Raw genomic sequence first — 26,981 nt, forward strand, 5'->3', positions numbered from 1 at the left:
ATGCCACAGTCGACCACCCCCGAGACGGTCCTCGACGTGCGCGACCTGCGGATCGGCTTCGCCGACGCCGACGTCGTGTCCGGCGTGTCGTTCACGCTCCAGCGCGGGCAGTGCCTGGCCCTCGTGGGCGAGTCCGGATCGGGCAAGAGCGTGACGGCCCGGGCGCTGCTCGGCCTGGCCGGGCCTCGATCCCGGGTCCGGGCGCAGCGGCTGCACGTGCTGGGCCAGGACGTCCTGCGCCTGTCCGGGCGGGCGCTGCGGGCGATGCGGGGACGCGATGTCGGCCTCGTCCTGCAGGACGCTCTGGTCGCGCTCGACCCGCTCCGGCCGGTCGGCCGGGAGATCGCCGCGGCGTTGCGTGGCATACCGGCCCGCCGCCGGCGGCAACGCGTCTGGGAACTGCTCGCCGCGGCCGGGGTACCGCAGCCGCAGCGGCGCGCCGCGCAGCGCGCCGACGAACTGTCCGGCGGGCTGCGCCAGCGCGCGCTCATCGCCTCGGCGATCGCCCTGAACCCGCCCGTGCTCATCGCCGACGAGCCGACGACAGCGCTGGACACGACCGTCCAGGACCAGATCCTGCAGCTGTTGCTGGGCCTGAAGCAGGCCGGCACCGGCCTGCTGCTGATCAGCCACGATCTGGCCGTCATCGGCCGCGTCGCCGACACCGTCGCGGTCATGCGAGACGGTGCGATCGTCGAACACGGTCCGGCCCGGGACGTGCTGGCGACCCCGACCCACCCGTACACCCGGCAGCTGCTCGCCGCCGTGCCGGCCGACCGGCCGCGGGGCACGAGACTCTCGGATCGCCCCGGACCGCCGGCGGACGCCGTCCCGCGCCCCCTCAACGACGTGGCACTGCTGAGCGCGGCGGCGCTGACCAAGCGCTACGCACTGCCCGACGGTTCCCACCACCTTGCCGTGGACGACGTCTCCTTCACGCTGCACCGCGGCCGCACGCTCGGCCTGGTGGGCGAGTCCGGGTCGGGCAAGACCACCACCGCGCGCATCGTGCTCGGGCTGACCCGGCCCGACACGGGTGAGGTGCGGCTCGATGGGCAGCCCTGGAGCACGCTCCCCGAGTCCCGGCGCCGGCCCATCCGCCCCCGGATCGGGGCGATCTACCAGGACCCCCTCGGCTCGTTCGACCCGAGGATGACCGTCGAGGAGATCCTCGCGGACGCCGCCAGCCTCGGCCACAGCACCCGCCCGGCCGGCTACCGCAAGGAGATCATGGGTCTGCTCGACGCGGTCGGCCTCCCCGCGGCAACGGCCGGGCGCCGGCCGGCGCGGCTGTCGGGCGGCCAACGCCAGCGGGTCGCCATCGCCCGCGCGCTCGCGCCGCGACCCGACGTCCTCATCTGCGACGAGCCGGTGTCGGCCCTGGACGTCCTGGTGCAGGCACAGATCCTGGACCTGCTCGATGACCTGCAGCGCGAGTTCGGGCTCGGCTACCTGTTCATCTCCCACGACCTCGGCGTCGTGCGGCACGTCAGCGACGACGTCGCGGTCATGACCAACGGCCGGATCGTCGAGGCGGGCCCGACCGAGCAGGTCCTCACCGCGCCCAGCCACCCGTACACGCGGCGCCTGCTGGCGGCAGCACCGCGGCTGGCCGGCGCCAGCGCCCGAAAGGAACTCCTGCCATGACCCTGCTCTTCAACGCCTTCGTCATGAATACCGGCTCGCACATCCAGCATGGGCAATGGCGGCATCCCGCCGCCCGGCAGGCCGACTTCAACGACGTCACGGTCTGGATCGACCTCGCCCGCCGGCTGGAGGCCGGCCGCTTCGACGCGATCTTCTTCGCCGACGTGTCCGGACTGTACGGCCCCGCTGACGCCGACTACGAGGTCTACCCGCGGGAGGGACTGCAGATCCCCAGCAACGACCCGGCGGTCCTGCTCTCGGCGCTGTCGGTCAACACCGAGCACCTCGGCCTGGCGTACACCAGCAGCGTCCTGCAGACGCCGCCGTTCACGTTCGCCCGGCAGATCTCCACCCTCGACCACATCTCCCGTGGACGCGTGGCGTGGAACATCGTCACCAGCACGCAGGAAAACGCCGCCCGCAACTTCGGGCTGCCCCGGCTCACCCCGCACGACGAGCGGTACGCATGGGCGGCGGAGTACGTCGACGTCGTCTACAAGCTGTGGGAGGGCTCCTGGGACGAGGGCGCCCTCCTGCGCGACCGCGACCGCGGTGTGTTCGCCGACCACTCCAAGATTCATAAGATCCGGCATCGCGGGCCGCGCTACTGCGTCGAGGGCCCCCACCTGCCCTCGCCCTCACCGCAGCGGACCCCGTTGCTGTTCCAGGCCGGGGCCTCCCCGGCCGGGCGGGCATTCGCCGCCGCCCACGCCGAAGCGGTCTTCATCGCCGCGCCCTCGCCGCAGGTCGCCGCCGAGGGCATCGTCGAGACACGCCGGCTCGCGGTGGCGGCGGGCCGGCACCCGGACGACCTGAAGTTCTTCCAGGCGATCTCGTTCGTCATCGGCAGTACCGAGGAGGAGGCACGCCGCAACGAGCGCGAGCTCGAGCAGTACGCCAGCGCCGAGGGGTACCTGGCGCACATGAACTTCGGCGTCCGGGCCGACGGCACCGTGTATCCGCCGGACACGCCCCTGTCCGAGGTCCAGACGGAGGGAAGCCAGGGCATCCTCGAATGGCTGCGGCGCAGCGTCACCGACCGGGTCCCGGTCGTCGGCGACCTCGCGACGCTGCTGTCCCGTCGCGCGCGGATCGTCGGCACACCCGAGCAGATCGCGGACGCCCTGCAGGAGTGGCAGGCCGCCGGCGTCGACGGGATCAACGTCGTCAACTGGCGTATCCCGGACTCCTACACCGACTTCATCGACCACGTCCTGCCCGTCCTGCGCGAACGGGGCCTCGCCCGGCACGACTATTCGCCCGGCACGCTGCGCCGCAAGCTGTTCGGGCACGACCTGATCAACGAACGACACCCGGCAGCCCGCTACCGCGGTGCCTTCAAGGAGGACCTGTGACCCGCCCGGACGAGACCTACGAGCTGCTCGCCAGCCGCTTCAGGCCGGTCTTCGCCAGGATCGCCGAGGGGGCGGTCGCGCGCGAGCTGAACCGCACGCTCGCCCACGAGGCCGTCACGCTGCTGCGCGATGCCGGGTTCGGCGCGGTGCGCGTCCCGGCGGAGTACGGCGGCTCCGGCGCATCGATCACCGACCTGTTCCGGCTGCTCATCGAACTCGGCGAGGCCGACTCCAACCTGCCACAGATCCTGCGCGCGCACTTCGGCATCGCCGAGGAGCGCCTGCACGACCCCGATCCCGCCCGTCGGGAGCGCTGGCTGCGCCGGATCGGCGCGGGAGCCATCATCGGCAACGCCGTGACGGAGACCGGCCACGGCGCGGTCGGCGCCGTGGCCACCACGATCGACGACGAGCACGCCGACGGCTGGCGCATCACCGGAGCCAAGCACTACAGCACCGGCAGCCTCTACGCCGACTGGATCGCGGTCCTCGCCAGCCGCGGCGAAGAGGGCCAAGGCTTCGCGATGGTGCGCGCCGACGACCCCGGCCTGAGCCGGATCGACGACTGGGACGGGTTCGGCCAGCGGCTCACCGCATCCGGCACCACCCTGCTGAACGGGGTCACGACGCAGCCGGAGGACGTTTTCTGGTACGCCGACCGCGGCCCCAACTACATGATCGCGTTCTATCAGCTCGTCCACCTCGCCACCCTCAGCGGCATCGCCCGCGCGATCGTCACCGACGCCACCGCCTACGTCCGCGCACGGCAGCGCGTGTTCAGCCACGGCAGCGGCGACACCCCGGCCGGCGACCCGCTCGTCCAGCAGGTCATCGGACGGTTGTCGGGGCTGTCATTCGCCGCCGAGGCCACCACGCTCGCCGCGGTCGGCCGCCTGGAGCACGTCAACCGGCTCCGTGCCCACGGCGAGGTGCCGCAGACCGCCTACGACGACGCCGAGGTCACCACCTCGCGGGCCTACATCACCGTCGCCGACACCGTCCTGCGTGCGGCGAACCTCCTGTTCGAAACCGGCGGCGCATCGGTGGTTCGCCGCACGGAGGCCCTCGACCGGCATTGGCGCAACGCCCGCACCCTCGCCGTGCACAACCCGGTCATCTACAAGGAACGCGCCGTCGGCGACCACCTGCTCAACGACGCCGCCCCAAGCTATTCATGGACCGTTGGAGTGAAGCCGTGACCAGCATCGACCTGATTGCCGACCCCACCGCACCGGACGACCCCGAGGTGGACCGCTGGACCGCGGTCGCCGTCGAGGTCGCCGGCATCCTTCGCAAGGACGTGGTGGACCGCGACCGCGCCAACGCCGAGCCCGTCGCGGAGATCGCGCTGCTGCGCGAGCACGGGCTGCTCGAACTCACCGTCCCGCACGCGTTCGGCGGCCACGGTGCGCCCTGGCGGGCAGCACTGCAGGTAGCCCGGATCATCGCCCGTGCCGACACCTCGATCGCGCACATCCTCGCCTACCACTACGGATGGCTCAGGATCGTCGAGTCGTTCGGCACCGACGCCGCCCGCGACGAGCTGCGCCAGACGGCCGCGAAGCGGTGGCTGTGGGCCAGCCCGGGCACGTCCCGGCTCGGCCTGCCAAAGCTGATCCCGATCGACGGTGGCCACGTCGTCACCGGCGAGTCCGGGTTCGCCACCGGCGGGCCGGTCTGCGACCGCCTGTTCACCAGAGCCCTGCACCGCGACACCGGCGACCTGCACATCGTCGCCCTCGACCCCCGAGCCCCCGGGCTCGCCTTCACCGGAACCTGGGACGTGCTCGGCCAGCGCCTGACCGCCAGCCGCTCGGTAACGCTCAACGACGTGCCGGTCCCCGCGCACCTGGCCGCGTTCGGCCCGCTCGATCAACCGCCGGCCCCGATATGGTCACTGGCCGTGCTCAACTTCCAGCTGATCTTCAGCGTCCTGCACCTCGGCACCGCCGAAGGGGCCCTGCTGGAAGCGGCCGACTACACCCGCCAACACACCCGCCCCTGGTTCCACTCACTGGTCGAGCAGGCCAACGACGAGCCCTTCATCCTCCAGTCGTACGGCAACCACCTCGCCCGCGTCCAGGCCGTCTCCGCGCTCACCGAACGCGCGGACGCCGCACTCACCAGGCTCTACGCCCTCGGCGACCAGGTGAACGCCGACCAGCGAGCGGCCGTCGCGGAGCTCATCGCCGCCGCCCGCGTCAACGCGATCGACGTGGGGCTGGCCGTCACCTCGGGCCTGTTCGACCTGACCGGCGCCCGCGCGACCTCCGCCGCCCACGGCCTCGACCGGTTCTGGCGCAACCAGCGCACCCTCAGCCTTCACGACCCGGTCGCCTACAAGCAGCACGAACTGGGCGGATACTTCGTCAACGGCACCCGTCCGGCACCGTCGGGCTACCGGTAGACCAACCCCCGAGCTTTCGGCGCCGCCGGGCCGGTGTCGTACGGTCCCGGCCCGGCCTGCTGCCCATCGGGCAGCAACGACGTCGACCGCGCTGATCGTGCACGGCTCGGCACTGCGCATCGGTGCCGAGCCGTGCTCCACCCAGGTCCGGACAACAGCGCGGTTGCATCGTCACGATGACAACGTCGCGCCGTAGATCCCGGCCATCTCATGTGGCTGGCTACTACGCTGCGACGATGGAACGCGCAGCCGACGTGCCCGAGAGTGTCGCCCAGCCTGCAGGTCGGGATCAGGTGAATGACTACGACAGTTTCGCTGAGGCGTATTCGGCTGAGAACGAGCACAGCCTCGCGAACGCATACTACGAGCGACCCGCGATATTGGCCCTCGCCGGGGACGTGGCCGGCCGCCGGATCCTGGACGCCGGTTGCGGCTCGGGCCCCCTGTCCGCCGCACTACGTGACCGCGGCGCGGTCGTCACCGGCATCGACGCCAGCGCCGGGATGCTGGCGCTGGCAAGGCGGCGGCTCGGTGACGACGTAGCCCTGCACGTGGCCGACCTGAGAGACCCGCTGCCGTTCGCCGACGGCGCGTTCGACGACGTGATCGCGTCGCTCGTGCTGCACTACCTGGAGGACTGGGGACCGACGCTGGCCGAGTTACGGCGAGTACTCCGGCCCGGCGGCCGGCTGATCGCGTCGGTGGACCACCCTTTCGTGGCCTACACGATCCAGGACCCTCGGCCCGACTACTTTGCGACCACCAGCTACACCTTCACCTGGACGCTCAACGGGCAGTCCGCCCCGATGAGGTTCTGGCGCAAGCCATTGCACGCGATGACCGATGCCTTCACCACCGCCGGTTTCCGCCTTGCCGTCATCAGCGAGCCGCAGCCCAGCCCGGCCACCCGCGAGCTGTTCCCCAACGACTTCCACGACCTTTCGACCAAGCCCGCCTTCCTGTTCTTCGTCGTCGAGGTACCACCGCCGGCTACCGGCCCGGACGACTGAGCCAGTTGCGAATCACGAGCGAAGCAAGAGTCGGATCGGGGACCACACCAAGATCCTCCGATTCCGCAAGGTAACTCCGGATAGCCCGGCTCGCGGTCGCTCGGATCTACTTTGCGGGCCGCACCTGCCGCCTTGATCATCCGCAACGTTCATCGGATCGGGGCATGAGCGTGCACCATTTGACGTTGTCGTTACCGTCCGGGGCGGTGATTCTGGGCGAGGTCGGGGATAATCAATGACATGGGGCAGCTGTCATTCTTCAGTCGCACGGAATTGGCTGCCATGCGTGACCGCACCAGGTCCCGGCGGTATTGTCCGGCAACGGAGCAGTTCCGTCGGGAACATGAGCGGCATCGAGCGTGGGGCCTTGCGCAACGGCACGCCCAGAAGCTACGCCGCATCCATGGTGGCGTCCCGCCGGTGACCGCGGCCGACGATCGGCAGCCCGACCCGGCCCCCGCGCCGGTCCCGCCTGAACAGGCTGAACACCACGCCGACCGGGTCATCGCCGACCACACCGATCCCGCGCCGCCGGACCGGAACGGCGGCGCCGCAGCGTCCGGGCACGCCCGTGCGGGCCGTCGCGCACCAACACCACCGCCGCCGTCACGCCGGCCCGCCGGTGCGGCAACGCGTCGAACAACCGGCCGCCATCCGCGCTCACCGGCAACATATTGCAGCCGGTTCTTACATCTGCCACATCCGGCCGGCTGCCAAATCCGCCGAAGCCTGCGAAAGGTCGAGCACCATCCCAACGCGCCACCGGCGGAGCATTGCAGTGAATACACGTTCATCGGCAGGACAGGGTGCCTCTGCCTCGCCGAGCCAGTCACCATCTGTGACGAGCACTGGCCAGCCGCCGCGCACCAACGGCGGCTATCAATCGGTAGAAAGCGCGACTTGACCAACCGGCAGGGCGGGAAAGAGCCGCAGCACGGCACCGAACCCAACGGCCCCAGCCGACAGTACGACCAGTAACGAGCGCGGCCGACGGCCTGCGCTCCAAGTCAGCGGCAAATACGGTCACCAGGCCGAACGTCCGACGCTGACCGGTGTTCGTCAGTGCAGAAGCCGTTGCGCCCAATAGACCTGGCCGTCGGGACCGACGCTGATCAGGGCAATCAACAGGTCTTCCACCGCCGCGGGCGCCGTAGGCGCCATTTGCTCGGGCGGTGTTCCCGGGCGCCCGGCGCGGAGCACAGTCTGGAACGTCACCGGTGATGCGTCTGCCGACCGCACGGAGATGGCGCAGCCCGAGTCCCAGAACGACCCGTTGATCTTTCGCAGGCCGATGCCTCGCAGCCACGGGTAGCGCTTCTGGGCGATGTCGAGCGATCTGTCCGCGCCTGCGGCGACCTCGTCGGGCCGGGCCGAGGTCACCGCGATGTAGCCAGGCATGAGATGACTACGCTTGTCCAGCAGAACGATGCGAAAGGAACTGCTCTTCTGCGGGTTTGGCGGCCGGGTCCAGGTGACCCGGCCGAGGAAGATCTGGTCGCCGACATACGCCACTACCGCGTTGACCGGTTTGAGTGCGGCGTTTGCCGTTGCCTGGTCAACGAGTCGAAGCGTCGCTTGGGCGTTCAGCGCATCGGGGCCATACGGCGGCCGATTGTGCCACCAGCGCCAGCCGCCCACGCCAGCAGTTCCGGCGAGGAGAATTGCCACGCATAGAATCAGACCCGCCCGCCGCTTCATACCGGCAGTAGAGCACAGCATGTGTCGATTGCTCACCGACCCGGCAGACGTCGGGGCGCCACCAGTTGACGTTGAACAGGTAGCCGGAGGTGCCGGCCGGTTGCGGGCGACGAAGTACAGCTTGCCGCTGCCGTTGGGTGGGTTGGACAGGTTGACGGTGACGTCGGTGTACGTCTGCCAGCCGCCGGTCGCCGGGATGGTGGCCGATCCGAGCAGGGTGCCGGTCGGTGGGCGCCTCAGGCGATGATCAGTGGGTGTCCTCGGCGCGCACGATGTTGCTCAGCTGGACGCGTGAGCGCACGCCGAGTTTGCTGAACGCCGACCGGAGGTGGGTGGCGACGGTGTTGACGGAGACGCCGAGCTCAGTGCTCGCGGGCCGAGATCAGCCGCGCCACCCGGACCTCGGCCGGGGTCAGCGACCCCCAGCCGTTCGCGGGCCGCGCGGCCGCTGGCGCCCAGCGGGCACGATGGAACCCGGCCTTGCGCATGGTGTCCTGCAACGCCAGCAGCGGCCCGGTCGCGCCGATGTCGTGGTAGATCTCCCACGCGCGGTCGAGCAGGACCGCAGCCTCGTCCCGTCCGTCCCGCTCGAGCAGCGCCACGCCGAGGTCTTCGTAACCGCCCGCCCGCAGCAGCGGTCGCGGGCAGCCGGCCAAGATCCGAAAAAGACCTCGATGCCGATGGCGCGTGCGTCCGGCCCGGCCTCCTCTACGATCCGGCGTGACAGGCGCTACGGCGGCCGGCAAGCCCACGCACATGTCGCGCGATCGCGCCTGAAACGCCCCGTCTTGCCGATACTCGACAACGCCTCGGTTGTGAAGATTCGCCGGTCGGGGTCGACGGTGGCTGCGGGTCGACCGACCATATACATCGTGAAGGCTGATCGGAGCATCCCGGCCGCCGTGGCGCTCGCGGCCGGCGTCGGCATGCTGGCGCTCGACCTTGCCGTGCAGCTCCAGGCGCACGCCGGGCCGTGGCACGTGGTCGCGCTCGCGCCGGTGGAGCGGCCGTCCCGGGCGGTGCTGCTCTTCGCCGCCGGGCTGGTGCTGCTCGCCGCGGCGACCTGGCGGGTGTTGGACGGGCGCACTGCGGCGCGGGTGCTGGCCGTGTCCGCTGGGGTGCTCGCGCTGCTCGCCCTTGTAGCGGCTGCCGCCGCCAACGTCTTCGAGACAGGCTTCGACGAAGACTCCCCGTCGTATCGTGTGGCGGTCGCGGCCGACGGCCGGCACGCGCTGTACGCCCGGTCAGTGTATGGCTCGGGCTACGAAACCTGTTACCGGCTGCGCACCACCGGCCACCTCGTGCGCGAGAGCCGGGTCGACGTGGCCTGCGTAACAGGCGTCCAGGTCGGCTTCGCCGACGACAGCCACGTCCGGATAGGAGCCCGAACGATCGCCTTCTCCGGCGTGGCGACGGCCGGGACCGTCTATGACTAACCGGCCAAAATGCTCGTACGGCGCGGCGGCCGATCTGGCCCTGGCCGCGCCGACCAACCCGGATCGCCCACTTCATCGCCAGCCACACCGGCCGAAACACAGTCGCGTGGGCCGAGGCACAAGTAATGGAGAACGCGGCCGCCGAATCGCGCGATGCCGAGTGTTCGCGCTCTCACGGCCACCCGTCAAGAGGGCTCCGGTAAGCAAAGTAGGACGCTTGGGCGCCTCAGGCGATGATCAGTGGGTGTCCTCGGCGCGCACGATGTTGCTCAGCTGGACGCGTGAGCGCACGCCGAGCTTGTTGAACGTCCAGCGCCGCCGCGACCGCCGCGGCCGGCTGGTCGGCCAGCAGCGCGGTCATGTCCTCGACCGCCAGCGGCCGGCCGAAGACGGCGGTGGCGCGCAGCACGCGCGTCGGGAGCTCGCCGAGCTCGGCGAGGCGCCGGCGTACGCCGAGGACGAACCCGGTCGGCAGGTCGATACGGTCGTCGTCGCCGGACGGGGAGGCAACCACACCGTCGAGGATCTGGGTCGCGAAGAACGGGTTGCCGCCGACGCGCTCGAGCAGGCCGACGAGCTCGGGTGACGGTTCACGGTTGAGCCGGTCCTGGGCCATGGCGACGATGTCGGCGGAGTCCAGCGGGCCGAGCTCGATCACCTCGACCGGCGGGTCCGGCCAACCGGGCCGCATCAGGTCCTCGACCAGGCCGTGCTCGACGTGCCGGCTCGCGAACATCCAGACGACGGGCGAGCGCGCCAGGCGGGCCGGCAGCGACCGCAGCACCAGCCGGCTCACCGGATCGGCCCATTGCACATCGTCGACGGCGATCAGCAGCGCCCCCTCGTCCGCCCGTCGCTGCAACAGCGCGGTCACGTCCTCCAGCAGCAGGATCGGCTCGGCGGTCGCCTGCCGGGCCAGCGCGGCGATCCCCTCGGCCGTGGCGATCGGGCGCGGGCCGGACCGCAACGCCAGCAGCAGCGGCGCGGCCGGGGAGATGCCGGTGATCTGGTCGGCCTTGCTCACCGCGCACGCGAAGCCCATCGCCACGGCGTGGTCGACGACGGCGGCGAGGACGGCCGACTTGCCGATCCCCGGCTCGCCCTCGAACACCAGCGTGGAGCCGCTGCCCGAGGCCCGCGCGCGCCGCAGCGCCGCGAGCGCGGTGGCTATCGCCGCGGAACGGCCCCGCAGCACCGTCTTCGCCATGGCACCCCCGACGCGGCAACATACTACCTCGCGGCGGCCGGAAGCCCGCCGCAAGCGATCTTGCCCGGCGGGCGCGGACGCCACTCCAATGGGTCTTTCGACGCAAGAACGCCCAGCGTGCGGCCGGGCGCGCGGCGCGTTAGCCGTCCGTGGCAGGAGCGCGGCCGATGGCGGTGAAGAACGTGACCGCGGCCAGGAAGGGGCCGTCGGTCAGCCGGAGAAGCCAGGCTCGTGCGGCTTGTTCGTCGAGGGCGCCGGCCTGCCAGGCGCGCTGGGCGACCGACGGCATCCGCAGGATGGCTTCCGCGCTGTGGTAGTCGCGGAACAGGACGACGCTGGCGTCGACGGAGGCGATCTCGAACCCGGCGTCGTCGAGGAGCCGGGCAAGCTGCCGGCCGATGGCCGCGTTCCGCACGACGCTGCTGGTGATGTAGCGGGTGTAGGCCCGGCTGGTTGCGGTGTCCGTGTCGTCGATGACGAGGGTGTCCCAGTCCGGATCAGCCAGCGCGACCAGGCCGCCGGGGCGGACGACCCGCCGCAGCTCGGCCAGTGCCTGCGCCGGGTCGGCCAGGTGCTGGAACACACGGTCGGCGCGGGCTCGGTCGATGCTGGCGTCTCCGAGGGGCAATGCGTGCGCGTCGCCCGCCCGGACCTCCACGCGGGAATGTGCCGCGGTACGTTGCTGGGCTCGCTCGACCATCACGGGGTCGCGGTCGACGCCGATGACGGTGCCGGCGTCGCCGACGGCGCTGGCCAGCGACGGGAGGTCGGTTCCCGGTCCGCATCCGACGTCGAGCACCGCGTTGCCCGGCCGCAGGTCCAGTGCCGCGAGGAGGTTGCGCTTGTACTGGCGGCCGGCGTCGCTGGCGGCGGCCTGGTCGAGGTACGCGATCTCGTCCGCGGCTTCGGGCGTGGTGCTCGACAGGGTCATAGGTGCAGGGAACCACAGTGGCGGCCTGATGTGGTGATGGTCTTGTGACGGTGCTGTGAAAAGCGGCCGGGTCCAGCCGACGGTAGTCCGCCTCAGTCGGGGTCGCCCGGCTGCCACTCCTCCAGGCTGAGCATCAGCTGGGTGCATGAGGACACCTCGGGGCAGGTGCTCTCGTGGGCGAGGTTCCGGTCGTCGGCGTCGATGGTCATCCGGTACTTGGGCGGGTAGACCAGGCTGACGCAGTTCGGACTCCCGTTGCAGCGATTCTTCCCGGGCAGCGCGCCGACCAGCTGGAACCGTTCGGAGAGGGCACTGAGCGCCGCCGGCCCCTGCAGGTCCGGCGCGATGTAGAAGCGCGTCCAGTGCGGATCTCCGGAGGAATACTCGTCCTTCAGCGTGTCGGTCACCCGCCACCCGGCCGGCAGCGTGATCCTGTCGAGGGCGGCGTACGCAGCGTCGTTGCGCTGCGCGGCGGGCCGGTACGAGAAGTACCAGTAGCCCCCGCCGATCAGGGCGAGGGCCACCACGACGGCGGCCACGATGATCCACTGCTCTCGGGTTTTGATGGCGCACTCCACGACGTCGAACGGTCTCCGGCGCACGCAGTATCCCCCATCGATACTTCGCCGTGGGGGCGCCGTGGCGCTCGAGCCGCAAGGACAGGGTCTACTCGGACGCGCGTACCAGCACGTCCTCGACGTGGCGGAGCATGTCGCCGGCCGCCGGCGCCCACGCCGTGTCGGCGTGACAGGCGATCGTCATCAGCGCCGCGGTCGGCCGGTGCTGGACCGACAGAATGTACCGCGACCCGCCGGGCCGGTCGGGCTGCTCGGTGATCCGGTCCTGCACGGCTGGATCGGTGAACGGGATGGCCTCGGCGCCGAGCGACCGGCTGTTCGCCGCGCTGCCCACGATGGACGCGTCGATGTAGTTGAATCGAGCCACGGCCGCGCCCGTCTCAGCCAGTTCGCCGAGGACTTCGGCGCTGATCGCCGCGGCCCGCGCCGGGTCGATGTTGGCGAAGCGGTGGCCGTGCAGCTGGTTGCTGGCCGTGGCTGCCAGCCGCGCGGCCAGGTCGCCGGTCCCCGGCACGAGGACGGGCACCGGCATGACCGCCTTGCGTACCGACGCCTGCGTGCCCGCCGACAGCCGGTTCGCGGCGAGTGACCGGATGCCGGCGCACGGCGAGCCCTCGACCAGGCTGATCGCCGAGCCGAACGCGGCCAGGTACACCGCCGATACCGGTATGCCGGCGCGGGCGGCGACGGCCTGTGCGGCCCGGGCGGCGTGCGCCGAGGCGAGCCACCGGGACTGCAGCACCGGGTCCGCCGGCGCCGTCCCGCTGGTCGGGCGCCAGCCGGACAGCCCGTCCCGCAGCGCGCCCAACTGGCGCCGCCAGTACGCATCGGCACGTTCGGCATAGGCCCGGCCCGGTTCGGACGTCTCCCACTCGGCCGTATCCAGGGGCTGCTCCGGCGCGGGCTGGCCGTCGAACGCCGGATGTCCGCTCGTGCGAGCCCGCAGGGCTTGCAGGAGGTCGTTGCGCAGCACCCGCATGCCCCACCCGTCGACCGCGCAGTGGTCGACGACGATGCCGATGCGGTGTACTTCGCCGGCGGCGGTCTCCAGCACGAAGCGCACCGGCGGTTGCTCCCCGAGCCGGAACGCCGTGGCCGTGGCCGCCGCGATCGCCTGGTCCGTTTCCGGGCCGGCCGGCACGACCTGCACCACGTCGCCGAGCCGCTCGGCCGTCGGCAGCACGTGCTGCTCGCGACGGCCGGGGGCGGTCGTGGGCAGCAGCGTCCGCAGCCCCTCGTGCCGTTCGAGCAGGTCACCGATCGCGGCCAGCACGACATCCGCCGATGCGCCGGCGCCGTGGACCCCGCCGGTGAAGTTCGCGGCGTTCGACCACGGCGAGTCCGCGTCGATGCCGACGTCCATGAACCACTCGCGTTGCGCCCATGTCAGCGGTCCACGCCGAGTCGTGTTCATTCTCGTTCCTGTTCACTTTCTAAGGTCGCTTGGGTGGAATATTGCAGGACATCGCTGATCATGCAACCCTGTTGCCGTGGTTGTGCACGCAGCTCCGACAACGGTTCCACGCCTCCTCGCCGACCGGTCCACATCGGAGCCGGACCGCGAGGCGCTGGTCGTTGACGGCATCGGCTCGTTGACGTTCGGCTCCTGGCAGCGACGTGCGGCCGACCTCGCCGAGCGGCTGCGGGAGCGCGGTGTCGCGCCGGGCGATCGCGTTGGCCTGCGGTTCGGTGCCGCCGAGTGGCTCGACTACGCGGTCGCGTACGTGGCGGTGCAACGCCTGGGCGCGGTCGCCGTGCCGATCTCCGACGACGCGGCACCCGCCGAGCTGGCGCATGTGCTCGCCGATTGCGGTGCCGCCGGGCTTGTGCACGCGGGCGACGCGCCCGGCTGGCAGGGCGGATGGACCCACGCCGTCGACGACGGCGCCGGCTCGCGCTGCGGCGAGGACCGGTCCACACCGCACGGCCTGGCCCAGATCCTGTACACCTCCGGCACGACGGCACGGCCCAAGGGTGTCGCCGCCAGCCACGCCAACGTCACGTATGCCTCGGACGCCCGGCACCGGCCGTTCCGGCACTCGCGCCACCTGTTGCACGCGTTCGCGATCGGCACGAACGCGGCCCAGATCATGCTGATGAACGCGCTGGTCGCCCACCCCGCCGTGGTGACGTTGCCGAAGTTCACACCGTTGCGCTTCGCGCGCGCCATCGCACGCTGGTCCGCCGGCACGGTGTTCGTGGTCCCGGCCATGGCCATGGAGCTGCTCACCGTGGCCGAGGGCCATGACCTGAGCAGCGTGCGGCTGCTCGGGTCGGCCGCCGCGCCGCTGCCGGCGCCGGTCGCCGCCCGCCTCGTGGCCGCGTTCCCGAACGCGACGATCGTCAACTACTACACCTCGACCGAGGCCGCCCCGGCCCAGACCGCCATGACGTACGACCCGGAGCGCCCGCACAGCGTCGGCCGGCCGATCGCCGGCGGTGGCGTCCGCGTCCTCGACGACAACGGGCGACCCTGCGGGCCCGGCGAGACCGGCGCCATCTGGATGCGCTCGCCCGCCCCGACTCGCACGTACTTCGGCGACGTGGCGACCAGCGCCGCCGCGTTCCAGGACGGCTGGGTCCGGATGGGCGACGTCGGCTACGTCGACGCCGACGGTTACCTGTACCTCGTCGAGCGGGACAGCGACGTGGTCAAGACCGGCGCCCACCGGGTGTCGACGCTGCAGATCGAGGCGGCCATCCACGAGCATCCGGCGATAGCCGACGCCGCCGTCGTCGGGCTGCCGCACGAGGTCCTCGGCGTCGAGCTGGCCGCCGTGATCGTGGTCAGCGGCGACGGGGCGCTGACCCCGCAGGCGCTGCGGGCGTTCCTCGCCGACCGGCTCGCGCCACACGAGATCCCCTCCCGCGTCCACGTCATGGACAAGCTGCCGAGCAACCGCGGCGGCAAGGTCGACAAACGCTCCCTGCGAAGGAGCCTGACGTGATCCAGGCATCCCGGAGCGGCCCAATTCCTGGCCGCGCCGCACCGCGCACACAACGAAACGCTGGTTCAAACGTTGAACATCCGCCACACGGGGAGCCCGCGATGAGCGCACTGCGAGCTGCCCAGGAACGACTGTGGTTCCTGCACCAGCTGGATCCGGCCGACGCCTCGTACCACCTGCCGCTCGTCATGCACGTGCGCGGACGCCTGGACCGGGCGGCGATGCAACGCGCGCTGGATGCGTTGACCGGCCGGCACGAGACGCTGCGGACCCGGGTCGCACTGGTCGACGGCGCGCCCGTGCTGGCGCCGGCCGCTGACGGCGTCCGGCTGGAGACCGCCGTCGCGACCGGCCTCGAGGACGCCCGCGACATGGTCGCCGCGTTCGTCACGCGGCCGTTCGACCTCACCGCCGGCCCGATGCTTCGCTGCCTGCTGATCGACGTCGGACCGGATGAGCACGTGCTCGCGCTCGTTGCCCACCACATCGCGGCCGACGGCTGGTCGCTGCAGGTGCTGCGCCGCGATCTCGACGCGCTGTACCACGCGTACGCCACCGGCGCCCCGGCCGCGCTGCCCGAGCTGCCGGAGCTGCCGCCGGCTGCGGTTGACGACGCGCCGGACCTCGGATACTGGACCGAACGGCTGGCCGGCGCCCCGGTGCTGGACCTGGCCACCGACCGGCCCCGGCCTCCGGTGCGCCGCGGCCATGGCAGCTCCGTCGTCTTCGACATCCCCGTCGACCTGCTGCGCCGCCTGGAGACCGTGGCCCGGGCCGAGCGCACCACCGTGTACACCGCGCTGGTCGCCGCGTTTTCGCTGTTGCTCGGCCGGATGAGCGGCCAGGACGACATCTGCCTCGGCACGCCGGTGCTCGGCCGCGACGACCCGGATCTCGACAACCGCGTCGGCTGCTTCTCGGAGACGCTGGTGCTGCGGACGGATCTGTCGGGCGATCCGACGTTCCGCGCGCTGCTGCGGGCCGTGCGCCGCGGTGTGCTCGGCTCGCTGGGCCACGCCGCCCCGTTCGAACGCGTGGTATCGGCGCTCGGCGCACCCCGCGACCGCAGCCGCACCCCGCTGTTCCAGGCCATGATCATGTACCTGCGCCAGGAGCAGGACCGGCCGCACCTCGGCGACCTCGACGTCGAGTTGCTGGACCATCCGTTCGACTCCGCCCGCACCGACGTGTCCCTCGACGTCATCCAGGGCCCCGCGGCCGCGGTCGGCGTGCTCACCGTCGATCGCGACCTGTTCGACCCCGGCACCGCGCAGCGCTGGATCCGCCGCCTGCTCGTCCTGCTCGACGACGCGGCCGAGCGGTCCGACACCGCGATCGGTGACCTGCGCTGGCTCGACGACGACGAACGGCGCGAGGCCCTGACCGGATGGAACGACACCGGCGCTGGGCAGCTCACGCCGCTCGTCGCCGAGATGTTCCGGGCACAGGCCCGGTCCACCCCGGACACGGTCGCGGTCACCGGCGACGGCGTCGCGCTCACCTACCGCGACCTCGACGCCGAGGTCGACCGGCTGGCCGCCCGCCTGCGCGGACGCGGACCGCTGATCGGCGTCGGGCTGTCCCGGTCCCCGGCGATGGTGGTCGCGCTGCTGGCGGTCTGGCGGGCCGGCGCCGCGTACCTGCCACTCGACCCGGCGTACCCGGCCGACCGGCTCGCGTTCGTCATCGCCGACGCGGGCGTGCGCACGGTGCTCACCGAGTCCTCGTTCGCCGAGCGGTTCGGCGCGGCGTCGCTGCTGATCGACGCCGCCGACGAGGACCCCGTGCACGAGGTGGCGCCGGTTGCGGCGATCGGCCCCGACGACCCGGCCTATGTGCTGTACACCTCGGGGTCCACCGGACGGCCCAAGGGCGTGGTCGTGCCGCACGGCGCACTCGCCGCGTTCATCGCCGCGATGGCCGACATCACCGGTCCGCAAGCGGGCCGCGCGTGGCTCGCGCTCACCTCGCTGTCGTTTGACATCTCCGGACTCGAGCTGTACCTGCCGCTCAGCCGTGGCGGCCGGGTCGTCGTCGCCGATGACGCGCAGACCAGCGACGGCGCGGCGTTGCGGGCGCTCATCGCCGCGAACGGCGTGACCGATGTGCAGGCCACCCCGTCCGGCTGGCGGATGCTGCTGGCCGCCGGCTTCGACCATGACGTGCCCGCCGCGCTGGTCGGCGGCGAGGCGCTGCCGGCGGCGCTCGCGGCGGAGCTGCGCGGCAAGGTCGGCCGGCTGACCAACGTGTACGGCCCGACCGAGACGACGATCTGGTCGACGTACTGGCCGGTGCCCGAGCGTCCGGCGGCCATCGCGATCGGCGGCCCGATCCCGGGCACACAGGTGTACGTCGTTGACAGTCGGATGCGACCCGTCCCCGCCGGCGTGCCCGGCGAGCTCGTCATCGCCGGTGCCGGCGTCGCGCTGGGCTACCTACGCCGGCCGGGGCTGACCGCCGACCGCTTCGTGCCCGACCCGTGGGGTCCGGCGGGAGCACGGATGTACCGCACCGGCGACCGCACCCGCCGGCGGGCGGACGGCACGCTGGAATTCCTCGGCCGGCTCGACACCCAGGTCAAGGTGCGCGGCCACCGCATCGAGCTCGGCGAGGTCGAGACCGTGCTCGCCGGTTGCCCGGGCGTCGCCGCCGCGGTGGCCGCGGTCCGCGACGATGCCCTCGCCGCGTACGTCACCGCCCGCCCCGGCGCCGCCATCGGCGTCGACGGCATTGACCCAGCCGCGATCCGCGACGCGGTCCGCGCCAAGCTTCCGGCCTACGCCGTGCCGGCCACGGTCACGGTGCTCGACGCGCTGCCGCTCACCCCGAACGGCAAGGTGGACCGGGCCGCCCTGCCCGACCCGCGACCGCACGCCGCCGCCGTGTACGTCCCGCCGCGCACCGCGGCTGAGACGCGCGTCGCCGCCGTGTTCGCCGAAGTGTTCGGCGCCGCCGAGGTGGGTGTGCACGACGACTTCTTCGCGCTGGGGGGCCACTCGCTGCTGGCCGTCAAGGTCGCGGCGCGGCTGCCCGGCCTGACGGTCCGCGATCTGTTCGACCACCCGACGGTCGAGGCGCTGGCTGCGCGGATCCCGGACGCCGGCCACGTCGACGGCGACGCGTCGCTGGACGGCACACCGCCGCTGTCCGACGCCCAGCGCCGCCTCTGGTTCCTGCAGCGGCTGGACCCGCACGACGCCTCGTACAACATGTTCCTGGTGCTCCGCCTGCTCGGCCCGCTGGATCGCGGCGCGCTGGGCCGAGCCCTGAACGCGCTGGCCGCCCGGCACGTCGCGCTGCGTTGCGCCTACCCGGAGGCCGGGGGCGACCCGACCGTCGAGGTCGGCCCCGCCACCGTGCCGATCGAGGAGCTCGCCGTGGAGTCCGAAGCGGCGGCCCGAGCCGCCGTCGCGCAGCGGACGAACGCGCCGTTCGACCTTCGCGCCGGCGCGCCGGTGCGGGCCTCGCTGATCCGGATCGGCCCGGACGATCACGTCTTCTGCCTGGTCGTGCACCACATCGCCGGCGACGGCTGGTCGCTCAACGTCCTGCGTGAGGACCTTGCCGCGCTCTACGCCGGCCGGCCGCTGGCGCCGCTGCCACCCGTCCCGGCGGCGACCGGCGACCCGGAGGCCGATCTCGCGTACTGGCGGGAACGGCTGGCCGATCCGACCGTGCTCGACCTGCCGACCGATCGGCCCCGTCCGGCCGAGCCCACGCACCGCGGCGCGTTCCTCGGCACCCACCTGCCGGCCGACGTCACCGCCCGCCTCGAGGACCTGGCCGGCCGCGCCCGGACCAGCCTCTTCGCCGTGCTGCTCGCGGCCTACCAGGTGCTGCTCGCCCGGCACACCGGCCAATCCGATGTCCTGGTCGGCTCGACCCTGGCGGCCCGGGACCGGGTCGAGATCGAGCGGGCCGTCGGCTACTTCGCCCGGACCGTCGTGTTGCGCAACCAGGTCGACACGGCTGAGCCGTTCACCGACCTGCTCGGCCGGGCCCGCGAGTGCGTGCTGGACGCGCTGACCCATGCCGAGGCGCCGTTCGAGCACTTCGTCGCGGAGGCGGGCCGGGACGCGTCGACGCCGCCGGTGTTCCAGACCATGTGCATCCTGCACACCCAGGACGACGGCGCCCCGGTCGACCGGTTCGCCGACCTGCACGCGTCGTTCTTCGACTCCGGCTACCGCCAGGCCAAGTTCGACCTGATGCTGGAGGCATGGCGGGCCGCCGACGGCCTGACGCTCGTCTTCGGCTACGACGCCGACCTGCTCGACGCGACGACGGTCGAGCGCTGGGCGCGCCGGTTCGAGGTGTTGTGCGCCGCGATCGCCACCGATCCGACCACCGTGGTGGGCGCGCTGCCGCTGCTGAGCGCCGACGACAAGGCGCTGGTCGACTCGCTGGCCGCCCCGGCGACCGGCGCATCGATGCAGCCACTGGCGGCCTGGCTGCCCCGCCTCGCGGTGCCGGACACGGTCGCGGTCCGCTGCGGCGCCGAGTCGCTGACGTACGCCGAACTCAACCGCCGAGCCGACATCCTGGCCGCCGCGCTGCAAGCGTCCGGAGTCCGGGCGAGCGGCTTGCCGGTCGTCGCCGTCGCCGCGCGCCGGGACATCGACACCATCGTCGCGCTGCTGGCGATCTGGCGCGCCGGTGGCGCGTACCTGCCGATCGATCCCGAACAGCCGGCCGAGCGGATCGCGAGGCTCATCGCCGGCAGCGCGACCGTGCTGGCCATCGGGGACGCGCCATGGCCTGCCGGCCTGCGGGTGCTCGCGCCGCCGAACGCGACGCCGGAGGGCGCCGCGATCGACCACGCGACATCGGACGGCGCCGCGTACGTGCTGTACACATCCGGATCCACCGGCGCCCCGAAGGCCGTCGTCGTCGATCACGAAGCGCTCGCCGCCCGGGTCGACTGGATGCGCCGCGACTACCAGCTCGGCCCGAGCGACACGGTCGTGCAGTTCGCGCCGCTCGCGTTCGACACGCACGCGGAGGAGATCTGGCCCGCCCTCGGCGCCGGAGCCACGCTGCGGCTGCTCCCGGACGGCCCGCTCAGCCTGCCCGACGTGCTCGCCGGTCCGGCCGGAGCCGACATCACCGTCCTCGACCTGCCCACCGCGTACTGGCACGACCTGGTCGCCCAGATCGACGCGATCGCCTGGCCGCCCCGGCTGCGGCTGGTCATCCTCGGCGGCGAGGCGGTGCACGCGGCGGCCGTGGGCCGCTGGCGAGCCCGGTTCGGCGACACCGTACGGCTGGTGAACACGTACGGCCCCACCGAAGCCACGATCATCGCGACCGCGACCGACCTCGGCCCCGACGACACGGCCGGCCCGCCGGCGATCGGCGTGCCGCTGCCCGGCGTGCGCGCCGCGGTGGTCGACGCCGGCCTGCGCCCGGTGCCACCCGGCGCATTCGGTGAGCTGCTGCTCGGCGGCGCCGGCCTCGCCCGCGGCTACCTCGGCCGGGACGACCTCACCCGGGACCGGTTCGTCACGTGGCGCGGCGCGCGCTTCTACCGGACCGGCGACCGCGTGCGGATGCGGGCGGACGGCCGCCTCGACTTCGCCGGCCGGTTGGACGATCAGCTGAAGGTGCGCGGGTTCCGGATCGAGCCGGCCGAGGTGGAGAGCCACCTGCTCGCGTGCCCGGGTGTGACCGGGGCGGCGGTGGTCGCACACGACGGAGCCCTGGTCGCGTACGTGGCCGGCTCCGCACCGGAAGAGGCGCTGCGCGCCCGGCTCGCGGCCCAGCTCCCCGGCCACATGGTGCCGGACCGGTGGGTCGCGCTCGACTCGCTCCCCCGCACGTCCACGGGCAAGATCGACCGACGTGCCCTGCCGGCGCCCGTGGCCGACCGGCCCGGACCGTCCGCGCCGCCGAGCACCGATGCCGAGCAGCTCATCGCCGACGTCTGGGCCGAGGTCCTCGGCCTCGAGCGCGTCGGCGTGGACGACGACTTCTTCGCACTCGGCGGTCACTCCCTGCTCGCCGTTCGCGTGGCCGCCCGGCTGCGCGCCATGATCGACCTCGACCTGCCCATCCGCCTGCTCTTCACGCATCGCCGGCTGGCCGACCTGGCCGCCGCGGTCGAGCAGCGGCTGCTCGACGACCTGGCCGAACTCAGCGACGACGAAGTGGCCAGCCTGCTGGAAGCGGAGACCCGATGACCGTCGACGACGCCCGCCAGGCGCTGCTGGCCCAACGACTGCGCCAGCGCACCGCGGCCCGGACCATTCCCGCCCGCCCGGCCGGCACGGCACCGCCGCTGTCGTACGCGCAGGAACGGCTCTGGTTCATGGAGCAGTACGCCCCCGGCAACCGCGCCTACCTCGTGCCGGTGGCCAGGCGCATCCGGCGCGCGATCGACGCCGACCGGCTGGCCGAGGCGCTCCGCCGCGTCGTGGCCCGCCACGAGGCGCTGAGAACCCGGTTCCCGGCCCGCGACGACGGGATACCGACGCTGGTCATCGACGAGGAACCGGCCGTCGACCTGGAGGTCGTCGATGCCGCCGACGACGACGCCGCCCGAACCGCGGTCGAGGCGGTGCACGCCCGCGGTTTCGACCTCGCGGCCGAACAGCCGCTGCGCGCCGCGCTGATCCGGCTCGCCCCGCACGACGCGATCCTGGCGATGACCGTGCACCACATCGCTATCGACGGCTGGTCGGTGCCACTGCTGCTGACCGAGCTGATGAGCGCGTACGACGGCAGCGACCTGCCCCCGCTGCCCATCCAGTACGGCGACTACGCGGCCTGGCAGCGCGACCGGCCGGCGACCGACGTCGCCCACTGGGCGGCGCACCTGGACGGCGTCGAGCCGCTGGCGTTGCCGACCGACCGGCCGCGCCCGGCCGAGATGACCTACGACGGCGGCAGCGTCGAATTCGAAATCGACGCCGACCTCGCGGCCGGCGTGCGGGCGCTGGCCGACAATCACGGCGCCTCGCTGTACATGACGATGCTGGCCGCGTACGGCCATCTGCTCGGCCGGCACGCGCACCAGACGAACCTCACGATCGGCTCCCCGGTCGCCGGTCGTGGCGTCCCGGAACTCGAGAACGTCATCGGCTGCTTCGTCAACACGCTGGTCATGCGCCTCGACCTGAGCGGCGACCCGACGTTCACCGACCTGCTGCTGCGGGTACGGGAGACCGCGCTCACCGGGTACGCCCACGCCGACACGCCCTTCGAGCGCATCGTCGCCGACCTCAACCTGCCCCGCGACGTGTCCCGGTCACCGTTGTTCCAGGCGCTGCTCGCGGTGCAGAACTACGGCCGGACCGACGGACCCGCGAGCCGCGGTGACGGTCTCGACGGGTACGAGATCACGTCGTGGGCGACCCGGTACGACCTCGAGCTCTACGTCAGCGACACCGCCGACGGTGGGCTGTGGGGCCAGTTCATCTACAACACCGCGCTGTTCGACGCGGCAACCGTACAGCGGCTGGTCGGCCACCTGACCGCGCTCCTGCGTGGCGCCGTCGCCGACCCGCTGTCGCCGGTGGCCGCGCTCGACCTGCGCGACGACGGCGAACGCGCGGCTCAGGCCGCCTGGAACGCCACCGCCGCCCCGTTCGACGCCGATGCCACCCTGCCCGGCCTGTTCGCCGCGCAGGTCGCCGCCACGCCGGGCGCGCCAGCCGTGACATTCGAGGGCACCACGTGGAGCTACGCCGAGCTGGACCGGTACGCCGACCAGGTGGCCGCCGCGCTGCGGTCAGTGGCCGCGGGACCGGGGACGCGGATCGGCGTGTGCGCGCCCCGCTCGCTCCAGCTGCCCGGCGCGCTGCTCGGCGTGCTGCGCACCGGAGCCGCGTACGTGCCGCTCGACCCGGACTACCCGGTCGAGCGGCTGGCGTTCATGACGGCCGACGCCGGCCTGCGTGCCGTGCTGGTCCTCGACCCGCCGGCCGAGCTCGACGGCGCGTTCGCCACCTGCTCGGTGATCCGGCTCGACGCCCTGCCGGCGGGCGAGCTACCCGGCGCGGTTGATCCGCGGCCCATCACCGCGACCGCCGCCGACACCGCCTACGTCATCTACACCTCCGGTTCGACCGGACGGCCCAAGGGTGTGCCCAACGGCCATCGCGGCGTTGTCAACCGGCTTGCCTGGATGCAGGAACGATTCCGGCTCACCCCCGGCGACGTGGTCCTGCAGAAGACCCCGGCCGGTTTCGACGTGTCGGTCTGGGAGTTCTTCTGGCCGCTGATCATCGGCGCGCGCCTGGTGCTGGCCAGCCCGGGCGGGCACAAGGACGCGTCGTACCTGCGGGCCCTGATCGACCGCGAAGGCGTCACCACCGTCCACTTCGTGCCGTCGATGCTCGCCGCCTTCCTGGCGGAGGAGACCACGCCCGGCGGCGCGACGCTGCGCACCATCGTCTGCTCCGGTGAGGAGCTGCCGGCCGACCTTGCCCGCCGCTGCCTGGCGGCGCTCCCCGCCGAGCTGCACAACCTGTACGGCCCGACCGAGGCCGCCATCGACGTCAGCGCCTGGGCCGTCACCGCCGAAGCGCTCGGTGACGCCCACCGGGTGCCGATCGGCGCCCCGGTCGCCAACACCACGCTGCACGTGCTCGACGACCGGCTCCGGCCGCAGCCCGTCGGGGTGCCCGGCGAACTGCACATCGGCGGTGTCCAGGTGGCCGAGGGTTACCTGGGCCGCCCCGGGCTGACCGCCGAGCGCTTCGTTCCCGACCCGGGTGGCCGGCCCGGCGCCCGGTTGTACCGCACCGGCGACCTGGCCCGCTGGCGGCCGGACGGCACGCTGGAGTTCCTCGGCCGCATCGACGGCCAGGTCAAGCTGCGCGGCCTGCGCATCGAACTGGGCGAGATCGAGGCGGTGCTGCGCGAGCAGGCGGGCGTGCGGGACGCCGCCGTCATCGTGCGCGAGGACCGGCCCGGCGACCAGCGGCTCGTCGCGTACGTGGTCGGCGCCGCACCGGATCGCGCCGCGCTGAAGCGTCTGCTGCCCGACTACATGGTCCCGGCCGCGTTCGTCGAGCTGGACGTGCTGCCGCTGTCCGCGAACGGCAAGCTCGACCGGCGCGCGCTGCCGGCCCCGGTCCGCACGGCGAGCGGCGGCGCCACGCCGGCCACCGCGACCGAGCAACTCGTCGCCGACGTCTGGAAGGCCGTGCTCGATCTGCCGTCGGTCGGCGCCGACGACGACTTCTTCGACCTCGGCGGCCACTCGCTGCTGGCGATGCAGGTGGTGGCCCGGCTGCGCAAGCTCGGCGCGGCGGTCGGCGTCATCGACCTGTTCCAGAACCCGACCGTCCGGGAACTCGCCGTCCTGATCGACCGGCCGGCCGACGGTCCGCGGGCGCTGATCCACCGGCTCACGCCGAAGCGGCCGCAGGCCGACATCTCGCTGGTGTGCGTGCCGTTCGGCGGCGGCAGCGCCGTGGTGTACCAGCCGCTGGCCGACGCGCTGCCGGAGCGGTACGAGCTGTGGTCGCTCGCCATCCCCGGTCACGACGTCGGCGTCATCGAGGACCGGCTCGACTTCGACGCGCTCATCGACCGCTGCGTCGAGGAGATCAACGCGACGATCACCGGGCCGATCAGCCTGTACGGCCACTGCGGCGTCGGGTCGGCGCTCGCCGTCGCGCTGGCCCGGCGGCTCGAAGCGGCCGGCCGCGACGTGCGCACCGTCTACATCGGCGCGATGTTCCCGTTCGCCGAGCCGCGCGGTCGCCTGGGCCGGACGCTGTCCAGGCTCGCGCGGATGGAGGGCCTGCGCGGCGACCGGATCTACCAGAACTGGCTGACCTCGATCGGCTCCGACATCGGCGACCTCGACCCGGCGGAGGCTCGCCGGATCGTGCGCAACATGCGCCGCGACTCCATCGATGCCGAGCGGTACTACACGGAGATGTACGCGACCCGGGCCGAGCGGCTGCGCGCCTCGTTCGTCACCATCGTCGGCACGCGCGATCCGGCCACCGAGTTCTATGAGGAGCGGTTCCGTGAGTGGCACTTCCTGTCCGATCACAGCGCCGTCGTGGTACTGCGAGAGGCTGGCCACTTCTTCCTGAAGTACCGGGCCACCGAGATCGCCGAGATCATCGACACGCCCATGTTCGAACCTGAGGCGCCGGCCGACGAGCCGGGTCGCACCTGGTACCGGCACGCGGTGTCGCACGGCCGCGAGGTCGCCACCGGCCCGCAGCCGAGCCTCAGCCGGTTCGCGGCCGTCTCCGCCGGCCAGCTGGTCTCGATGTTCGGGTCCGCGCTCACCGAGTTCGCGATCCCCGTCTGGATCTACCTGACCACCGGGTCGGTCGAGCGGTTCGCGTTGTTCGCGGTGCTCGGCCTCGTGCCGGGCCTGATCACGTTGCCGATCGCCGGGGCGCTGGTCGACCGGTACGACCGGCGCCGCATCGTGCTCGCCGGCGATCTGGCCGCCGGCGGAGTCCAGGCGGTACTGGCTGCTCTATTGTGGACCGGGCACATGAGCGTCGCCGCCCTCTATCCGGCCACCGTCGCGCTGTCGGTCGCGCTGTCGTTCCAGCGCATCGCATACACCTCCTCGATCCCCCAGCTGGTACCGAAGCGACTGCTCGGCCACGCGGCCGGCATCGGTCAGCTCGGGGCCGGCCTGGCCCAGCTGCTCGCCCCGCTGCTGGGCGCCGGGCTGCTCGCCGCGATCGGACTGCGCGGCATCCTCACGCTCGACGTGGCGAGCTACGTCATCGCGGTGGTCATCATTCTGGCGGTGCGGTTCCCCGCCACCATGCCGTGGCGGCGCCACGAGACGCTCCGCGCGGAGATCGCCGGCGGCTTCCGGTACGTCTGGGGCAACCGGAACTTCCGTCGCATGCTGCTCTGGTTCGCCGTCCTGAACGTGCCGCTGTCCGCGATCTTCCTGATGATCTCGCCGCTGGTCCTGTCGTTCGGCACCCTGCGTCAGGTCGGTCAGGTGTCGTTCATGTCCGCGCTCGGCGTGTTCGGAGGCGGTCTGGTGATGGCCGCCTGGGGCGGGCCGCGGCAGCGGCGGATGCTCGGCGTCCTCGTCGCGACGCTCGGCCTGGCAGTGTGCGCGCTCGTCACCGGCCTGCGGGAGAACCTTGTCCTGATCGCGGCCGGCGCGCTCGGCCTCGCGCTGGCCCTGACGCTGCTCAACGGCGTGTACACCACGATCATCCAGGTCAAAGTGCCGCAGCGGCTGCACGGGCGCGTGTTCTCCCTGAACACGCTGATCGCGTGGTCGACGATGCCGATCGGGTTCGGGATCGTCGCGCCCTTCGGCGCCGAACTGTTCCGGCCGCTGCTGCGCGACGGCGGCCCGCTGGCCGGCAGCGTCGGCCGGGTGCTCGGCACAGGCCCGCAGCGCGGGCTTGGTCTCATGTTCGTCGTGTTCGCGATCGCCATCGCCGCCGTCGCCGCGGTCGGGCTGCGCGTGCTGCGCCGCTTCGACGACGAGGTGCCCGACGCCCTCGCCGACGACCTGGTCGGCCTGGCCGCGCTGGACACACCGGCCACCGACATCCAACAAGCCCTGGACGCGGCGGCACGTGCCGCCGCCCGCCTTCCAGACTGAGGAGAACGTTGTGAACTACCGCGTCGTGGTGAACGCCGACGAGCAATACTCGGTCTGGGCTGCGGACGACGACCTGCCGGCCGGCTGGGTCGCCGAGGGCCGCAGCGGCAGCCGGGAGGAGTGCCTCGGGCACATCGAGCAGGTCTGGACCGATCAGACCCCGGCCCGCACCCGAATCCGCGCCTGGCTCGCCGATGCCACCTCGCG

15 protein-coding genes and 3 pseudogenes are annotated in these 26,981 nt (G+C 72.4%); 10 read left to right on the forward strand and 8 right to left on the reverse strand.

Annotation, left to right across the window (positions count from 1 at the left end; all coding sequences use genetic code 11):
- From AB0M46_RS10020 to AB0M46_RS10040, 5 genes are all read left to right on the forward strand, one after another.
- Complete coding sequence (locus AB0M46_RS10020) at window positions 1-1,647, forward strand: ABC transporter ATP-binding protein (protein WP_363334401.1); 1,647 nt, start codon at window positions 1-3, stop codon at window positions 1,645-1,647.
- The gene (locus AB0M46_RS10025) at window positions 1,644-3,002 is read left to right on the forward strand and encodes an NtaA/DmoA family FMN-dependent monooxygenase (protein WP_363334403.1); all 1,359 of its coding nucleotides are present in this window, start codon (window positions 1,644-1,646) and stop codon (window positions 3,000-3,002) included. The genes AB0M46_RS10020 and AB0M46_RS10025 overlap by 4 nt, the downstream gene beginning before the upstream one ends.
- Window positions 2,999-4,201, forward strand: a complete 1,203-nt coding sequence (locus AB0M46_RS10030) for an acyl-CoA dehydrogenase family protein (RefSeq protein ID WP_363334405.1) — start codon at window positions 2,999-3,001, stop codon at window positions 4,199-4,201. Before AB0M46_RS10025 ends, AB0M46_RS10030 begins: the two co-directional genes overlap by 4 nt.
- Window positions 4,198-5,409: an acyl-CoA dehydrogenase family protein gene (locus AB0M46_RS10035; protein ID WP_363334407.1), complete on the forward strand. Its 1,212-nt coding sequence runs from the start codon at window positions 4,198-4,200 to the stop codon at window positions 5,407-5,409. The genes AB0M46_RS10030 and AB0M46_RS10035 overlap by 4 nt, the downstream gene beginning before the upstream one ends.
- A 176-nt stretch (window positions 5,410-5,585) precedes the next feature.
- Window positions 5,586-6,419 carry a class I SAM-dependent methyltransferase gene (locus AB0M46_RS10040; RefSeq protein ID WP_363334409.1) on the forward strand — a complete coding sequence of 278 codons (834 nt, stop codon included), beginning with the start codon at window positions 5,586-5,588 and terminating at the stop codon, window positions 6,417-6,419.
- A gap of 1,059 nt (window positions 6,420-7,478) precedes the next feature.
- Here AB0M46_RS10040 and AB0M46_RS10045 read toward each other — a convergent pair.
- The 4 genes and pseudogenes from AB0M46_RS10045 to AB0M46_RS10060 all read right to left on the reverse strand — a co-directional run bounded on the left by AB0M46_RS10045 (window position 7,479) and on the right by AB0M46_RS10060 (window position 8,773).
- Window positions 7,479-8,087, reverse strand: coding sequence for a hypothetical protein (locus AB0M46_RS10045; protein ID WP_363334410.1), 609 nt, complete (start codon window positions 8,085-8,087; stop codon window positions 7,479-7,481).
- Between the two features lie 141 nt (window positions 8,088-8,228).
- Window positions 8,229-8,357: pseudogene (locus AB0M46_RS10050) on the reverse strand (carbohydrate-binding protein); the annotation flags it as partial.
- Between the two features lie 7 nt (window positions 8,358-8,364).
- Window positions 8,365-8,445 (reverse strand): annotated as a pseudogene (locus AB0M46_RS10055) (hypothetical protein); the annotation flags it as partial.
- A 34-nt stretch (window positions 8,446-8,479) separates the two neighbouring features.
- Window positions 8,480-8,773 carry a hypothetical protein gene (locus AB0M46_RS10060; protein WP_363334412.1) on the reverse strand — a complete coding sequence of 98 codons (294 nt, stop codon included), beginning with the start codon at window positions 8,771-8,773 and terminating at the stop codon, window positions 8,480-8,482.
- A 216-nt stretch (window positions 8,774-8,989) separates the two neighbouring features.
- Between AB0M46_RS10060 and AB0M46_RS10065 the strand changes: the two genes are divergently transcribed.
- Window positions 8,990-9,553: a hypothetical protein gene (locus tag AB0M46_RS10065; protein WP_363334414.1), complete on the forward strand. Its 564-nt coding sequence runs from the start codon at window positions 8,990-8,992 to the stop codon at window positions 9,551-9,553.
- Between the two features lie 226 nt (window positions 9,554-9,779).
- Here AB0M46_RS10065 and AB0M46_RS10070 read toward each other — a convergent pair whose 3' ends face one another.
- The 4 genes from AB0M46_RS10070 to AB0M46_RS10085 form a co-directional block, all read right to left on the reverse strand.
- Window positions 9,780-10,760: an AAA family ATPase gene (locus AB0M46_RS10070; RefSeq protein ID WP_363334416.1), complete on the reverse strand. Its 981-nt coding sequence runs from the start codon at window positions 10,758-10,760 to the stop codon at window positions 9,780-9,782.
- 139 nt (window positions 10,761-10,899) lie between these two features.
- Window positions 10,900-11,691, reverse strand: coding sequence for a methyltransferase domain-containing protein (locus AB0M46_RS10075; RefSeq protein ID WP_363334418.1), 792 nt, complete (start codon window positions 11,689-11,691; stop codon window positions 10,900-10,902).
- 92 nt (window positions 11,692-11,783) lie between these two features.
- The gene (locus AB0M46_RS10080; RefSeq protein ID WP_363334420.1) at window positions 11,784-12,293 is read right to left on the reverse strand and encodes a hypothetical protein; all 510 of its coding nucleotides are present in this window, start codon (window positions 12,291-12,293) and stop codon (window positions 11,784-11,786) included.
- A gap of 64 nt (window positions 12,294-12,357) precedes the next feature.
- On the reverse strand, window positions 12,358-13,683 hold the full coding sequence (locus AB0M46_RS10085) for a condensation domain-containing protein (protein ID WP_363334422.1): 1,326 nt from the start codon (window positions 13,681-13,683) through the stop codon (window positions 12,358-12,360).
- A gap of 76 nt (window positions 13,684-13,759) precedes the next feature.
- Between AB0M46_RS10085 and AB0M46_RS10090 the strand changes: the two genes are divergently transcribed.
- The 4 genes and pseudogenes from AB0M46_RS10090 to AB0M46_RS10105 all read left to right on the forward strand — a co-directional run.
- Window positions 13,760-15,217, forward strand: coding sequence for a class I adenylate-forming enzyme family protein (locus AB0M46_RS10090; protein ID WP_363334424.1), 1,458 nt, complete (start codon window positions 13,760-13,762; stop codon window positions 15,215-15,217).
- 101 nt (window positions 15,218-15,318) lie between these two features.
- Window positions 15,319-21,396: an amino acid adenylation domain-containing protein gene (locus tag AB0M46_RS10095; protein ID WP_363334426.1), complete on the forward strand. Its 6,078-nt coding sequence runs from the start codon at window positions 15,319-15,321 to the stop codon at window positions 21,394-21,396.
- The gene (locus AB0M46_RS10100) at window positions 21,393-26,774 is read left to right on the forward strand and encodes an amino acid adenylation domain-containing protein (protein WP_363334428.1); all 5,382 of its coding nucleotides are present in this window, start codon (window positions 21,393-21,395) and stop codon (window positions 26,772-26,774) included. The genes AB0M46_RS10095 and AB0M46_RS10100 overlap by 4 nt, the downstream gene beginning before the upstream one ends.
- Window positions 26,749-26,928: pseudogene (locus AB0M46_RS10105) on the forward strand (MbtH family NRPS accessory protein); the annotation flags it as partial. The gene AB0M46_RS10100 and the pseudogene AB0M46_RS10105, both read left to right, overlap by 26 nt.
- Between the last annotated feature and the right edge of the window lie 53 nt (window positions 26,929-26,981).

This window comes from Dactylosporangium sp. NPDC051485 (assembly GCF_040682015.1).
In the GTDB taxonomy this organism is placed as follows: domain Bacteria; phylum Actinomycetota; class Actinomycetes; order Mycobacteriales; family Micromonosporaceae; genus Dactylosporangium.

What these genes read in the sequence shown, in the direction of transcription:
- AB0M46_RS10020 (WP_363334401.1), top strand. Translation starts at nt 1, where the DNA reads ATGCCACAGTCGACCACCCCCGAGACGGTCCTCGACGTGCGCGACCTG.
- AB0M46_RS10025 (WP_363334403.1), top strand. Translation starts at nt 1,644, where the DNA reads ATGACCCTGCTCTTCAACGCCTTCGTCATGAATACCGGCTCGCACATC.
- AB0M46_RS10040 (WP_363334409.1), top strand. Translation starts at nt 5,586, where the DNA reads ATGACAACGTCGCGCCGTAGATCCCGGCCATCTCATGTGGCTGGCTAC.
- AB0M46_RS10070 (WP_363334416.1), bottom strand. Translation starts at nt 10,760, where the DNA reads ATGGCGAAGACGGTGCTGCGGGGCCGTTCCGCGGCGATAGCCACCGCG.
- AB0M46_RS10075 (WP_363334418.1), bottom strand. Translation starts at nt 11,691, where the DNA reads ATGACCCTGTCGAGCACCACGCCCGAAGCCGCGGACGAGATCGCGTAC.
- AB0M46_RS10085 (WP_363334422.1), bottom strand. Translation starts at nt 13,683, where the DNA reads ATGAACACGACTCGGCGTGGACCGCTGACATGGGCGCAACGCGAGTGG.
- AB0M46_RS10095 (WP_363334426.1), top strand. Translation starts at nt 15,319, where the DNA reads ATGAGCGCACTGCGAGCTGCCCAGGAACGACTGTGGTTCCTGCACCAG.
- AB0M46_RS10100 (WP_363334428.1), top strand. Translation starts at nt 21,393, where the DNA reads ATGACCGTCGACGACGCCCGCCAGGCGCTGCTGGCCCAACGACTGCGC.